The sequence below is a fragment of the Salinivibrio kushneri genome, from assembly GCF_005280275.1.
In the GTDB taxonomy this organism is placed as follows: Bacteria; Pseudomonadota; Gammaproteobacteria; order Enterobacterales; family Vibrionaceae; genus Salinivibrio; species Salinivibrio kushneri.
Window position 1 is genome coordinate 1,101,901 of the sequence record NZ_CP040021.1, and the last position, 13,976, is coordinate 1,115,876.

Sequence of the window (13,976 nt, forward strand, 5' to 3'; positions counted from 1 at the left end):
GAGGATTAAATCCAATCCCAGCCGAATACCAGTAGCATCAGTATCGGGCAGATAACGCGAACGTAGCCTGGCCAGATTTTCCAAAACCAGGTTTCGCCAAGCTCAGGGCTACCTTGCACCAGCTCTTTCAAGATTTCGTTGCGGTGCCATAGCCAGCCTGCAACCAGAGCAAACAGCAGGCCCAGGATAGGCTGTGCGTACTCGGTGGTGACGGTAACCACTAAACCAAACAGATCGCCAAAGTTGTAAACAATCACTGCCGAGGCAATGGTGATAAGGCCGCCAATCCACCATACCGCTTTCTCTCGTGATTGACGGAATTCCTCGGTTGCACAAGCCACTGGGACTTCTAGCAATGAGATGGCTGAAGTGAGGGCGGCAATGACCATCAGCAGGAAGAAGGCAAAACCGATAAAGATGCCCGCTGTTCCCATGGTGTCGAACATGGCAGGCAAGACGCTGAACACCAGTGTATCACTGCTGAGGAGCGCGCCTGCCTCGCTGTAAATCGCCACACCATTATGTTGGGCAACAAACATCGCCGGCATGATCAACAGCCCGGCAATAAAGGCGATGCCGGTATCCAGCAATGCGACTTGTGCAGCGGTTTTAGGGATGTTGGCGGTCTTGGACAAATACGAGCCGTACACCATCATCACACACACACCCAGCGAGAGTGAGAAAAACGCTTGCCCCATGGCACTCACGACCAATCCCGGCGAGAGGTGCGACATATCTGGGATCAGGTACATCTTAAGCCCTTCCATCGCGCCGGGCTGGAACAAGATGTAAATCACCATGATCACGAACAGTAAAAAGAGGACGGGCATTAAACGTGAAGACCAACGCTCGATCCCGTTAGCAATACCATTACGGACCACCAGAATCGTTGGCACCATAAAGCACAGCATCAATGCGAGGTTACGGGTTTCGCTAAACGACTCTAACCAGGCGGCTGCATCGGTAAAGCCTGTTAATGCAAGCAAGGGTGAGACCATATAGCCCACCAACCAACCGGCCACGATGGTGTAAAAGCTTAAAATGCCAGTCGCGCCGAGTAAGCCGACTAACCCAAGTAACCGACCAATCCATTTTTGTCCGCCGGATACCGCTGACAGTGAGCGAACGGGGTTGGCATTGCCATAGCGTCCAATAGTGAGTTCTGCTATTAAAAGGGGATACGCGAGGACAAAGACCATCAGCAAATAAATAAACAGAAAAACGGCGCCGCCGTTTGAGGCTGTTTGCGTGGGGAAGCCCCAAATGTTGCCGAGCCCAATGGCTGAGCCAGCAGCCGCCAAAATAAACCCTAATCGGGATGAAAATTGTGCGCGTTGTGTGTTTGCCATACCTACTCGATATTGTATTCGATAATTGATTGATTTTTATGGGCGCATACTCAGTTGCGCCCGTCAGATGCTTGCTCAGTGTGTAAACTAATAATTACACATTGAAGCAAGTCATTCCCTCTATAAAGACTCGTCAGTAAACCAGTTTATGCGTAAAATTTGAAGATCATGCCGTATGTAATACCACCGTATGGCTGTATTTCCCCACATTCTCTCTCCGCGTGAATACTTCTTGGTCGTTAGTAAGGGCAATCCGCTGCCTTTAGTGAGTATCACAGTGGCTTTCTCTACTGCAATTATTGATTTAACACATTGTTAACATTGCTGCTTTGGGTCACGTTAACATGCATTATCTGATGTATTTAGCATCATTTTGGTGTGTTAGCTGTCACGATTTTTCCGCCGCTTGTCTTTTTCTAAAGACAAATCATGGCTTGCACCGATTGGCAAGCTAGGCAGAATAGAGAAGGCGAGAGAACAGGCTTTCGTCAGTTATTATTAAGGTGTGCAATTAGGCATGGAAAAAGTCTACGAGATCGTGACCTTACTGTTGCTGTTGGTCTACTGGTTAACCATTGCGGGGGTGACAGTCCGCGTGGTATTCAAGCGTCGCGCGCTGGGTGTATCGATCGCTTGGTTAATGATTATTTATATCCTCCCGATCGTGGGGGTGATTGCCTATCTGCTCTTTGGTGAGCTGAACCTCGGTAAAACACGTGCAATGCGCGCGAAAGCGATGTTTGAGCCATATCGTCAATGGCTGCTCAGTTTGCAGGCGTGCCCGGCACATCGTCCTCAGCACATTAGCGAGCAGTCTCACCATGTTAATCGCCTTTGCCACGCCCGAATTGGTGTACCGGAGCTCACCGGCAATCAGCTGGCGTTGCAGACCGAGCCCGCTGATATTCTGAAGTCAATAGCACTTGATATTCGTCAGGCGCAGAAAAGCGTCGATATGGTGTTTTATATCTGGTATCCAGGGGGCCATGCTGACGAGGTCGCGCAGGCGGCGTGTGATGCCGCCAAACGTGGGATCCCCGTGCGTATCATGCTGGACTCTGCCGGGAGCAAGGTTTTTTTCCGCAGTGAATGGCCACATGCGATGCGTGAAGCTGGGGTAGAGCTGATTGAAGCCCTTGCGGTAAATCCGTTTCGGATGTTTTTTCGTCGCCTCGATATTCGCCAACACCGCAAGATAGCAATCATTGATAATCATATTGCGTACACGGGCTCGATGAACATGGTGGATCCGCGTTTTTTCAAACAAGACGCGGGAGTTGGGCAATGGGTGGACGTGATGGTGCGAGTCTCGGGCCCCACGGTGCCCGTTTTAAGTAGTGTGTTTGCATGGGATTGGGAGGTGGAAACTGGGCTACGCGACTTGCCGTCATCGCCAGAGTGTTTGCTGATTGAAGATCACCAACACGCCAATCACGCGGTGCAAGCGATTCCGTCTGGACCTGGCTTGCCAGAAGGGATGATTCAACAAGTGCTGACTCTGGCTATCCATCAAGCAGAGAAGAGCATTGTGATCACCACCCCGTATTTGGTGCCAAGTGAAGGGCTGATGGTGAGCTTACAAACAGCCGCGCAGCGTGGGGTGTCAGTCACTCTGATTATTCCCGAGAAAAATGACTCCTTGATGGTGGAGTGGGCGAGCCGCTCGTTTTTTGAGGATTTAATGTCAGCAGGGATAGAAATCTACCGTTTCGGGGGCGGCTTATTGCATACCAAGTCTGTGCTGGTGGATGAGCAGTACTGCCTCGTGGGCACGGTGAACCTCGATATGCGCAGCCTATGGCTTAATTTTGAGCTAACACTGACTGTCGACGATCCCGAGTTTTGTGCGAGCATTCATGCGCTACACCGCCATTATCTGGCGCAATCGACCCGCATTAGTGCTGAAGCCTGGCAACAAAGACCCGTTTATCATAAGCCGATCGAGCAGTTCTTTTACATGTTTAGCCCGCTGTTGTAAGGGGGCTGATTTGTTGGGCGATACGCGATGACACCGGCGGGCTAACCCATTTACCGTATGCAGTATTATTGCATAAGTATATGTATTTGCATGGAGTGATGCCACAAGAGTGTAACCATCTATGATCTTACGCAATACGGAGCGGGATAGTCAGTCATCCCTGCTGGTGAAGCACTATAATAGGGAGTGCCCCAAGTCGAGTGAGAGGAGGCTGACATGTCTATCCATTCACGGAGTTACACCTTAAACACTACTCCCGCGCGTCAAGCGCATGTGCGGGTGATCCCCAATGGCAATGTGATGGTTCACATTGCCGACGAGGAAAGCCCCCACCTCGCTGAATTTGATGAAGTGACGTTTCAGCGCAAAGGCAAAATCACCCAGTTGCTGGCTGAGCATATTGAGCCCGGCAAACATGATAATTGGGCGTTACCTTTGAACCATGGCGATGCCAACGAGCTCGCGACATTGATTGACCAAGCGCAAGAAGAGTTTGAGATATTAATGCGTGATCTAAGCTAATCGAGGCTAACGCGCGCCTGGCGAATACGTCAACGGAGCTAACATCCTGACCCACCCGTGTATTAACGGGTGGGTCTTTTTTTATCTTTATGCCGTGAGGCCTGATAGCGCTCACTTCCTTTTGTCTCAATTGTGCGAATTGTCAATAAACCCTCTCGTTAGGACTGTTCAATATGCATCCTCTTGAAGCACACTAGTCGCAAGTCCGCCACACGCGTGGCGAGATGCTGACAGGTGGCTCATTCTGAGCGCGCAATACGCCTAGCCAGGGTGTGTTTGATACACAACCCAAACCTGTTTGTTGAGTGGTGACGGTTGAGCGGTAGCAGATGTAAACAACCGTAGAGACGTAAATGGTGAGCGATGAACATGCAATCATGCCCAGCCTATATAACGGTATTTTGCGCGTCGACACGCGCGCTCATTCCCTATCTTGTGGCGCTATTTGTCTGTGTGCTCGCAGTAGACCGCGCACAAGCATCACTGCGCCTTCCTTTGTCGCTGACCCTCACGGTGGGCGATGCGGAGCGCATCACCTTTGATCGTCAACAATTAGATAAATTGCCCCACACCGATATCCGTACACACACGCCTTTTACCGCTGGATTGCAAACCTTTCGGGGCGTCAAACTATCAACAGTGCTTGAAGCCGCTAATGTCTCGCACTATCAAGCGTTGACGCTTCATGCAATGAACCACTATCAGGCACGTTTACCGCGGGATGTGGTAACACGCTACCAACCTATTATTGCGTTTGAGCGCAATGGTAAACCGATGACCATTCGGACATTAGGACCGCTTTGGTTGATTTACCCTTTGGATGATTACCCGCAACTGCAATCCGATCGCTTTTACGAGACGATGGTTTGGCAGTTAACAGACATTGAAGTTGAGCCTTGAGGAAGCATGAATGATGAGAAGTAAGCAACTGAAGATCATGCCCGTTAAGCGCTTGATGTTGGTCGGCTGTATCGCCTTACTGGCAGTCGGCGTTGTGGTGACCACACACAAGATAACGAGTTTATCCGATCGGTTGACGAGCAGCCAAAGCAAGCTTGTCTGGTATATGCTGAGCTTGAGCAATGAATACGATGCCTTATTAACGATGCTAAAACGTTATCAAGGTGGCGAGAGCAGTTTTGATCACGTGGCGGTGCAGCATGAGATCTTGTGGAGCCGCTTTCCGGTCACGATCAATATGGCGAGTAAACAAACCGCATCAAAGACCAACCCTCGCGCATTGCTTAAGACGATATATAGCGAACTTAGGGCGAGCGAAGCTAGCTTTTATGCCTTACGCTTTTCTACCCATAATATTGATGACGTGATGGCGCACTATCGCCAACAACAGCAACAGCTAGAAAACTACTTTGCGCGGACACTGGCGGTGCCAGACAGTGGTTATCGAGAACACACGCGGCTGCTTAATCAACTGGGGCAGCTGACCACTGTGATGACGTTGGGGATGATAGCGGTTGGGGCGACGGTTCTGCTACTGATCGCCCATGACGCCAAACGTTATTACAAACTCGCCCGAGAAGATCAACTAACTGGGTTGAATAATCGACATTGGTTGTTTGATGCCTTGAACCACCGTTTTGCGACCTCGACAGAAGGGGTGGCCATTTTAGTGATCGACTTAGACGGGTTTAAGGCGATAAACGATACGCATGGCCATGATGTGGGCGATGTGTTTTTGCGCACACTGGCAAAGCGCTTTGCCGATGAACTGCCTCGTAATGCGGTTATCGCACGATTAGGCGGGGATGAATTTGCAGCGATCATTCCTTATCAAGAGGCAAATACGCCTGGTGAGATAGCGACGACACTGGTCAACATTGCTCAGCGACAATCGGTATTGCTTGGCCATCGGTGCAAAGTGTCAGCCAGTATTGGCTTGGCATTCGGGCAAAATAATATCGGAGGTGAAAGGCTACTAAGGTATGCCGATATGGCGATGTATGCGGCAAAACATGGTGGTAAAAACCAATATCGTGTTTACCACGACGCGATGCAAGCATCGACCCAGCGATTACACAGCCGTAGTGCGCGTCGGCCGGCACTCGAGAGTGATGGCACGAGTGACACACAGCCTGATAAAGGTGATGCGTTTAAGGTTTCTCTCTCGGCGATACGCCATTTCAATAAACCTGATGCGCGTGAATGACGCTATTGCGAGAGACGATAGGTGGGTGGTGTAAAGCGGGCAGGTGATCCTGCCCGCTTTAGTGACGGGCCCGGTTTTATTGCTGCGTCGCCGTTTTCATTTCGCGGACAAACTGAGTGAGCGCATGGAGCATTGTAGGCACATCATGTTGATGCTGCTCGATGATCTTCACCACCGCCGAGCCAGAGATGGCGCCTGCCGCCCCGGCGCTGATCGCCGCTTTGACTTGCTCAGGGGTTGAGATACCAAAGCCAAGTAGCGGGCGCGGTGCCTCATGATGATGCAAGGTGCCGAGCAGGTGTTCAACCGGCGCCCCTGCTTTAGCCTCTGCCCCTGTGACCCCGGCGCGCGATACCAGATAGGTATAGCCACGACCCAGCTCCGCCACTTGGGCTAAGGTTGCATCGTCTGCGTTAGGTGGGGCAATAAAAATCGGATCAATGCCCTGCGCCAAGGCGTGTTCACGAAATGGTGCAGATTCAGCAATCGGCACATCTGCCACCAGTACCGAATCGACGCCGACATCCGCACAGCGAGTATAAAAGGCCTCAATGCCACGGGCGTAGACTAAGTTGGCGTACATCAGCAGCCCAATCGGCACGTGAGGGTGTTTTTCGCGTATCACTGCCAATATCTCAAAACAGGTATCGGGTGTGGTCCCTGCTTTCCGTGCTCGGATAGTGGCATCTTGAATCGTGGGGCCGTCGGCCAATGGGTCGGAAAAAGGCATGCCAAGCTCCAGCGCATCGGCGCCGCCTTCAACCAATGCATCGATCACGGCGAGTGATTGCTCTGGGTTTGGATCCCCTAAGGTGACAAAAGGAACAAAGGAGCCTTGCTGTTTGGCATCCAGGTTTGCGAACATTGCTTGATATCGAGTAGACGGTGCCACCATTACAGCTCTCCTTTGCCTTCTAGAATGTCATATACAGTGAAGATATCTTTATCACCACGTCCGGATAGATTCACCACTAAAAGCTGCTCTTTGTCCGGCTCCGCCGCCATCATCTTTTGTGCATGGGCAATGGCATGGGCCGACTCCAGCGCGGGAATAATGCCTTCGTTGCGCGCGAGAGATTGAAACGCTTCCAAGGCTTCATCGTCGGTGACCGCCGGATATTCGCCACGACCAGTGGCGTTAAGGTGCGCATGCTGTGGCCCCACAGACGGGAAGTCTAACCCCGCAGACACTGAATACGACTCTTCCACTTGACCATATTCATCTTGCATCAATGGCGATTTCATCCCGAAGAAAATACCGGGCTTGCCGTGCTTTAAGGGCGCGCCGTGTTGATCAGTATCGAGGCCTTTGCCCGCCGGTTCCACACCAATTAAACGCACGTCTTTGTCATCGATAAAGTCAGCAAACATACCAATGGCGTTAGAGCCGCCACCCACACAGGCGATCACCGCATCCGGCAATCGGCCTTCTACCTGCTGAATTTGCGCACGGGTTTCCTCACCAATAATGCGTTGAAACTCGCGCACAATGGTCGGGAAGGGGTGCGGGCCCGCCGCAGTGCCGAGCAAATAGTGGGCGGTATCATAGTTGGCTGACCAGTCGCGCATCGCTTCGTTACATGCATCTTTTAACGTCGCGGAGCCCGCATGGACGGGGATCACGGTCGCGCCCATCAGCTTCATCCGAAACACATTAGGACTTTGGCGTTCTACGTCTTTGGCCCCCATGTAGATGCGGCATTTCAATCCCAGTAGCGCACACGCCAGCGCGGTCGCCACACCGTGTTGGCCGGCTCCGGTTTCAGCAATGATTTCTGATTTGCCCATCCGCTGGGCAAGCATGGCTTGGCCCAGTACTTGGTTGGTTTTGTGCGCCCCACCGTGCAGCAAGTCTTCCCGCTTAAGATACAGCTTGGTGTTCGTCCCCTTGGTGAGGTTACGGCAAAGCGTCAACGCGGTAGGTCGTCCGGCATATTCTTGCAGCAGGCGAATAAAATCGTCTTTAAAAGTGGGATCCTCTTGGGCATCAATAAACGCCTGTTCGAGCTGATCCAGCGCAGGCACCAGAATTTGGGGCACGTACTGACCACCAAATTCGCCAAAATACGGGTTAAGCTTGCTCATAATTATCCTTTTACGTCTTTAACTGGGGGCCGAGATACGTTGCCTGTCTTAGCGACATCTATCCTCTCAGCCAAATCGACCATCTCTTGGTAAATCAATAGCGGCGAAGGGCGCGGAACGCCGCGTTTAACTTGTTGGCATCTTTCACGCCGGGCGCATGCTCAACGCCGGAGTTAAAATCCAGCCCGAGGCAGCCTTGTTCAGCCGCTTTGGCCGCATTCTCGGGGGTGAGCCCGCCGGCAATCATGACTTTGTCTTTGGCGGTTTTAGGGATCAGATGCCAATCAAAGGTTTTGCCCGTGCCGCCAGATTGCTGGCCGACTCGGCTGTCGATGAGGTGGCGGTCAGCATTCACGCCGTCTAAAGCCGGTGCGACATCAGAGACACCGTGTGCTTTCCAAATTTCACAGTGCTCAGGAAGCTTCTCACGCAATGCTTGTAGATACGCCGCGTCTTCATCGCCATGCAGTTGCACCGCATGAAGGCTGAGCTGTTGTGCGTACTCAGCCACGGTGTCTAGCGCATGATTTTGGAACACGCCCACATAGCAAAGCGGTGCGCCTTGTTGTACGCGCTCGGCCACGGCGGCCGTGACGGCACGCGGGGAGTGCTCAACAAAAATGAGTCCGCCGTAGACTGCGCCTGCATGATAGGCGGCGAGGGCATCGTCGGCGGTGGTGAGTCCACAGACTTTATTCTCTCCTAAGATCACTTTACGTAGCGCGAGGGTAAGATCGGGCTCTGCCATTAATGCACTGCCGATCAAAAAGCCATCCGCGTGGTGAGCAAGATCACGTACATGACGGTGGTTATGAATGCCACTTTCTGAAATCACGAGCGCTTTTTCGCCCACTTGTGGTGCGAAGCGTTTGGTGCGATCGCGATCGATGCTTAAATCACGCAGATTCCGGTTGTTAATCCCAATCACCACCGCCCCTAAGGCATTGGCACGGGCTAGCTCGTCCTCGGTGCTCACTTCGGTAAGCACGCCCAGCTTTTGCGACTCGGCTAAATCGGCCAGTTCGCGGTATTCGGCATCGTCGAGCACTGACAGCATCAATAAGATCGCGTCGGCTTGATAATGACGCGCGAGGTAAACCTGATAAGGGTCGATAATAAAATCTTTGCAAAGCACAGGTGCATCGACTTGTGCGCGCACGATAGGCAAGAAGTCAAAACTGCCCTGAAAGTGGTCTTCGTCCGTCAGCACCGAAACGGCAGCGGCAAAGGGTTGATAGGCGCGGGCAATACTCGCCGGATCGAAATCTTCTCGGATCAGGCCTTTCGAGGGCGAGGCTTTTTTGCACTCCAAGATAAACTGTGAGCCCGGTGCAGACAGCGCAGCACGAAAATCGCGATCACTGAGCGTCAGCTGGTCGATAAAGCTATCCAGCGGCTGAGAGCGCTTGCGCGCGGCCACCCAGCGTTTTTTGTCATCAACAATGCGGCCTAAAATAGTGTCGTTGAGGGCTGACGTGGTCATACTGCGCTCCTTTGTGCTAACGCTTGCATGATGGTGTAAGGCTTGCCCGACGCCATCACGTCCAAGGCCTGTTGTGTGTTTGCTTTCAAGTCTTCTTGTTCGAATAAGCGTAGCAATAGTGCCACATTGACGGCCACCGCGGCTTGCTGGGCGTCGGTGCCTTTACCTTGCAAAATCGCGCTGATCATTGCGCGGTTTTGCTCCGGCGTGCCCCCGGCAATGCTGTCCAGCGGGTATTGGGATACACCAAAGTCGCTGGGGTTAAGGTGTAATGCTCAATTTGGGTCGGGGTGATTTCTGCCACCGTCGTGGGGCCGTGGATAGCCACTTCATCCAGACCGTCACCATGAACCACGGCCGCGCGCGTCATATTGAGGTTTTGCATGGTTTGTGCAATCGGCGCAACTAAGGCTTGGTCGTACACGCCCATCAGCTCAATGCTAGGTTTTGCTGGGTTAATTAACGGCCCAAGCAGATTAAAGATGGTGCGGGTTTTCATCGCTTGGCGCACGGGCATCGCATGTCGTACGCCGGTGTGGTATTGCGGTGCGAACAAAAAGCAAACGCCCAGATTATCCAAGGCCTCGCGGGCGTGGTCGGCAGGCATCGCTAAATCAATGCCAAAGGCGGCGAGTAAATCCGACGAGCCCGATTTGCTCGATACCCCGCGGTTGCCGTGTTTGGCCACTTTCACGCCACAGGCGGCGGCGACAAAGGCGGCCGTGGTTGAAATATTAATGGTGTTCGCGCCATCGCCTCCCGTGCCAACGATATCGGCAAACGGATAACTGGGGCGGGGGAAAGGTTCGGCGTTGTCAGTCAGTGCTTTTGCCGCGCCCGCGATTTCTTCAGGCGTTTCCCCTTTAATCTTCAATGCGGTTAATGTAGCCGCTAATCGTGCTGGCTCGAGTTCGCCCTGAATGATCGCACTAAACAGCTGCTCGCTTTGCGCTTGGCTGAGTGACTGTTGTTGGTAGAGCGTTTCTAGTAGTTGATCCATCACTGTACTTAACCTCGGTATTTGTCTGTTCTAGCCCCGTGCTTATCTGGCACGTGTTGTTGTTAGCGCTGATGTTGTTGTTAGCGCTGATGTTCTTGTTAGCGATAATAATAGCCACTGGCCCAATCGATGGTGTGGGTGAGCAGGGCGGCGCCTTGTGCGGTCAAAATAGACTCTGGATGAAATTGATAACCGACCACGTAGTCGGTATTGCTCACCACCGCCATCACTTTTTGATCGTCGCCATCCAAGGTCGTGGCGATCACATCCAAGCTGGCAGGCACATTAGTCGCCACCAGCGAGTGGTAACGGGCCACGGTGAGCGGGGATGCCAATGGGCCAAATACCGCATGCTGTTGGTGATGCATGGCCGAGGCCTTGCCGTGCATGATGGTGCCAGCACCGGCGACTGTGCCGCCGTAGACTTCGACGATCGCTTGCTGACCTAGGCAAATCCCCAGCATCGGCACTTGGCCACGCAGCCTCTCAATCAACGCGGGCATACAGCCGGCATCGGCAGGCGCACCTGGGCCGGGCGAGAGCACCAGTAGCGGCTGGGGCAGGGTACGAATATGACGAACAATCGCCTCGGCCTCTAAATGATTGCGGAACACCGTGACCGGGTAACCGAGTGCGCGAAATTGATCCACCAAGTTATAGGTAAAGGAGTCCATGTTATCGAGCAGCACGATGTCCATTGACGGGGTACTCATGATTGGCCTCCTTGGTGGGCGGTTTGAATCGCATGGATCACCGCTTGTGCTTTGCCGCGGGTTTCGTCCGCCTCGGCTTGTGGGTCAGAATCAAACACCACACCCGCACCGGCTTGTACGGTGGCAAGGCCGTTTTCAACGTAGGCAGAGCGGATCACAATGCAGGTATCCATCTCACCTGATCCGGTAAAGTAGCCCACGGCCCCGCCATAACTGCCACGACGGCACTGTTCGGTGTCACGGATGAGCTGCATCGCGCGAAGCTTGGGCGCACCAGTGAGCGTGCCCATATTCATACAGGCTTGGTATGCATGCAGCGCGTCTAAATCAGGTTTCAGCTGACCCACCACCCGAGAAACTAAATGCATCACGTGGCTGTAGCGATCGACTTTGAGCAAGTCAGCGACATGGCGGCTGCTGGGGGTGCTAATTCTCGCCACATCGTTGCGGGCCAAATCGACCAACATCATGTGCTCGGCGTTTTCTTTTTCATCATTGCGCAGCTCAAGCTCAATGCGGCTATCCAAGTCGTGATCAATATCGCCTTGGGCATTTTTCCCGCGTCGGCGTGTACCCGCGATGGGATAAATCTCAACCTGATTAGTTGCTTGAGTATATTTAAGGGCGCTTTCTGGCGATGCGCCAAACAAGCTAAATTGGCTATCGCGCAGATAAAACATATACGGGCTAGGGTTGCCACGCTTCAGCGCTCGATAAGCATTGAGCGATGAGGGACACGCGAGGGTAAAGCGGCGCGATGGCACCACTTGAAACACATCTCCGGCAATCACGTGCTTTTTCAAAGCCTCAACTTGCTGACAAAAGTCTGAATCGGAGACAGAAACCGCGACGCTGTGATCGGTGACAACGGGCGCTTCTGGAAGTGGCGCAGGCGATAAGCAGGCTTCTTTGATGCTTTGCAAACGACGCGATAAATCCACATAGTGGGCGCGGGCGTTATCACCCCCAAATAAGGTGCCTTGTAAGCGCGCTTGGCGATGCTGGTGGTCAATCACCAGCAAGCTTTCTGCAACATAAAAAAGGTAGTCGGGGCAGTGCTCGGTGCCCTCCACCGCTGGCAGGGTTTCAGTGCTGGCCACCAAATCATAGGCAAAAAGGCCACCGATAAAGAGCGCATCGTCAGGCTGGTTATCCAACGCGATACTTTGTTTGATGACACGCAGGGCATCAAACACCGACGCTTGGCGCAGACGGGCGTCTTCATCCAATAGCGCGCCATTGTCGTTGGGATGGCGGAACGTCAACGTCAGGGCGGGGAAGTCTCCATCGTTGGCCTGCGCTACCTCACAGGCGAGGGCTTTTAGCGCTGCGCTCTGGGCAATGCTCTCCAGCAAATGACTGCCATTATGGGTGAGCGCTTGTAAGGTCACGCGCTGCCCGCGGCACTCAATGCGGACGGCGGCATCGATCAGCATCAGGCTTTTAAGGTTACGTTTGGAGTCAATCTCTGCCGACTCCAACAGCATGCTATAAGGCTTATCTTGGCACACGGCGGCATACAACTCGGTCGGGTCGGCCACATAAGGCACCGAGAGTTGGAGCGTATCAAGCTCGCCATGTTGAGGATCATGAGTGTTCACAGCTTTCTCCCTGCCGCTTGCACAAAGGGGGTAAGTTCTTGCATTAGCTGCGCGAACATATCGCCGGTTAGGGCTTGGTGACCGTCTGACAGTGCTTCGCTTGGGTTTAAGTGGCTCTCCACAATGATGCCATCCGCGCCCACGGCCGCGGCGGCGCGTGATAGTGGCGTCACCAGCTCTCGCACACCCGTCCCGTGGCTTGGGTCGACCAACACTGGCAAATGGCTGCGCTGCTTCATCAAGGCCACGGCGTTCAAATCCAAGGTGTTACGTGTGGCGGTTTCGTAAGTGCGAATACCGCGTTCACATAAAATCACATTGGGGTTACCCGCATCGACAATATATTCCGCTGCCAGCAAACACTCTTCGATAGTGGCGGAAAGCCCCCGTTTTAACAAGACAGGTTTGCCCGTTTCGCCTACCGCTTTGAGCAAGCCATAGTTTTGCATGTTACGTGCGCCAATTTGCAAGCAATCAATGTACTCGCACACCGCGTCGACTTGGCTAATTTCCATCACCTCAGACACGGTTGGCATGCCAGTCAGGTCACTGGCTTGTTTGAGTAGCTTTAGCCCCTCAACCCCCATGCCTTGGAAATCATAAGGGCTGGTGCGTGGTTTAAAGGCGCCGCCCCGTAATACTCGCGCACCATGGGTTTTAACGCGCTCCGCCACGGATAGCAATTGAGACTCTGACTCCACCGAGCAGGGGCCTGCCATGACCACGAAGTGTTGGCCGCCTACAGGGACATTGCCGATATGTACCACACTGTCGTGCGGCTGCACATCGCGGCTCACGCGTTTGTACTTGGTTAAAATCGGTTTGACTTCCTCAACCAGCGGGTTGGCCTCAAAATGGCATTGTTGCAACACACGTTCATCACCCAGTGCGCCCAATACAATGCGTTCCACACCCGGCATATAAAGCGGTTTTAACCCGCATTGCTCGATTTGATTGAGGAGGACGTTGGCATCCTGCTCGGTGGCTTGGGGTTTAAGTACAATAATCATCAAATATCCTTATCAACTATGTTGCGGGTTACCGTGACTGAATGCGTAGTGGCACGATAACGCGTGAT

General features: G+C 53.1%; 11 protein-coding genes and 1 pseudogene. 4 read left to right on the forward strand and 8 right to left on the reverse strand.

The genetic code is table 11. The features are described 5' to 3' along the window. Window positions 1–5: 5 nt before the first annotated feature. Window positions 6–1,349 carry a sodium-dependent transporter gene (locus FCN78_RS05330; protein WP_069362619.1) on the reverse strand — a complete coding sequence of 448 codons (1,344 nt, stop codon included), beginning with the start codon at window positions 1,347–1,349 and terminating at the stop codon, window positions 6–8. A gap of 517 nt (window positions 1,350–1,866) precedes the next feature. On the opposite strand from FCN78_RS05330, the gene cls reads away from it, so the two are divergent. From cls to FCN78_RS05350, 4 genes are all read left to right on the forward strand, one after another. Next, window positions 1,867–3,327 (forward strand): cardiolipin synthase, encoded by a 1,461-nt coding sequence (gene cls, locus FCN78_RS05335; protein WP_077659489.1) that lies wholly within the window; start codon window positions 1,867–1,869, stop codon window positions 3,325–3,327. 216 nt (window positions 3,328–3,543) lie between these two features. Then, the gene (locus FCN78_RS05340) at window positions 3,544–3,849 is read left to right on the forward strand and encodes a hypothetical protein (RefSeq protein WP_069362617.1); all 306 of its coding nucleotides are present in this window, start codon (window positions 3,544–3,546) and stop codon (window positions 3,847–3,849) included. A 363-nt stretch (window positions 3,850–4,212) separates the two neighbouring features. Then, the gene (locus FCN78_RS05345) at window positions 4,213–4,749 is read left to right on the forward strand and encodes a putative pterin-binding protein (RefSeq protein ID WP_077659490.1); all 537 of its coding nucleotides are present in this window, start codon (window positions 4,213–4,215) and stop codon (window positions 4,747–4,749) included. A 10-nt stretch (window positions 4,750–4,759) separates the two neighbouring features. Then, a complete protein-coding gene (locus FCN78_RS05350) occupies window positions 4,760–6,016 on the forward strand; it encodes a diguanylate cyclase domain-containing protein (RefSeq protein WP_077659491.1) in 1,257 nt (418 codons plus the stop codon). 76 nt (window positions 6,017–6,092) lie between these two features. On the opposite strand, the gene trpA is transcribed toward FCN78_RS05350, so the two are convergent. From trpA to aroF, 7 genes and pseudogenes are all read right to left on the reverse strand, one after another. Further along, a complete protein-coding gene (gene trpA / locus FCN78_RS05355) occupies window positions 6,093–6,911 on the reverse strand; it encodes a tryptophan synthase subunit alpha (protein ID WP_077659492.1) in 819 nt (272 codons plus the stop codon). Next, window positions 6,911–8,101: a tryptophan synthase subunit beta gene (gene trpB, locus FCN78_RS05360; RefSeq protein ID WP_077485733.1), complete on the reverse strand. Its 1,191-nt coding sequence runs from the start codon at window positions 8,099–8,101 to the stop codon at window positions 6,911–6,913. Before trpB ends, trpA begins: the two co-directional genes overlap by 1 nt. A 94-nt stretch (window positions 8,102–8,195) precedes the next feature. Further along, window positions 8,196–9,584, reverse strand: a complete 1,389-nt coding sequence (trpCF, locus tag FCN78_RS05365; protein WP_077659493.1) for a bifunctional indole-3-glycerol-phosphate synthase TrpC/phosphoribosylanthranilate isomerase TrpF — start codon at window positions 9,582–9,584, stop codon at window positions 8,196–8,198. Then, window positions 9,581–10,521, reverse strand: a pseudogene (gene trpD / locus FCN78_RS05370) (anthranilate phosphoribosyltransferase). Before trpD ends, trpCF begins: the two are co-directional and overlap by 4 nt. A gap of 161 nt (window positions 10,522–10,682) precedes the next feature. Continuing rightward, on the reverse strand, window positions 10,683–11,297 hold the full coding sequence (locus FCN78_RS05375; protein ID WP_077659495.1) for an aminodeoxychorismate/anthranilate synthase component II: 615 nt from the start codon (window positions 11,295–11,297) through the stop codon (window positions 10,683–10,685). Beyond that, complete coding sequence (locus tag FCN78_RS05380) at window positions 11,294–12,898, reverse strand: anthranilate synthase component 1 (protein WP_077659496.1); 1,605 nt, start codon at window positions 12,896–12,898, stop codon at window positions 11,294–11,296. Before FCN78_RS05380 ends, FCN78_RS05375 begins: the two co-directional genes overlap by 4 nt. Further along, a complete protein-coding gene (aroF, locus tag FCN78_RS05385; RefSeq protein WP_077458909.1) occupies window positions 12,895–13,908 on the reverse strand; it encodes a 3-deoxy-7-phosphoheptulonate synthase in 1,014 nt (337 codons plus the stop codon). Before aroF ends, FCN78_RS05380 begins: the two co-directional genes overlap by 4 nt. Between the last annotated feature and the right edge of the window lie 68 nt (window positions 13,909–13,976).